Below are 437 nucleotides of genomic sequence, written 5' to 3'. Positions count from 1 at the left end.
CCAGCACACGCTGCTGCACGAGGACGTGAAGCGCTTCTACGACGGCTTCCCGCGGGACGCGCACCCGATGGCGATGCTGTCCTCCGTGGTCAGCGCGCTGTCCACGTTCTACCAGGACAGCCACAACCCCTTCGACGACCAGCAGCGCCACCTCTCGCCGATCCGGCTGCTGGCCAAGCTGCCGACGATCGCGGCGTACGCGTACAAGAAGTCGGTCGGCCACCCGGTGGTCTACCCGCGCAACGACCTCGGCTACGTCGAGAACTTCCTGCGCATGACCTTCTCCGTGCCGGCCCAGGAGTACGACCTGGACCCGGTCGTGGTCTCGGCGCTCGACAAGCTGCTGATCCTGCACGCGGACCACGAGCAGAACTGCTCGACCTCCACCGTGCGTCTGGTCGGCTCCTCGCAGGCCAACATGTTCGCCTCGATCTCCG

Annotated in this window: 1 protein-coding gene; it reads left to right on the top strand. The window is 66.6% G+C overall.

Annotation, left to right across the window (positions count from 1 at the left end):
• Nucleotides 1–437 (top strand): citrate/2-methylcitrate synthase (locus tag G3I71_RS47060; RefSeq protein ID WP_275409444.1); only part of this gene is annotated, 437 nt, incomplete at both ends.

It is taken from the genome of Streptomyces sp. SID12501 (assembly GCF_010550245.1).
Taxonomy (GTDB): Bacteria; Actinomycetota; Actinomycetes; order Streptomycetales; family Streptomycetaceae; genus Streptomyces.
The sequence above is the reverse complement of the archived record's forward strand: the minus strand, read 5'-3'. Positions and strand labels throughout refer to the sequence as shown.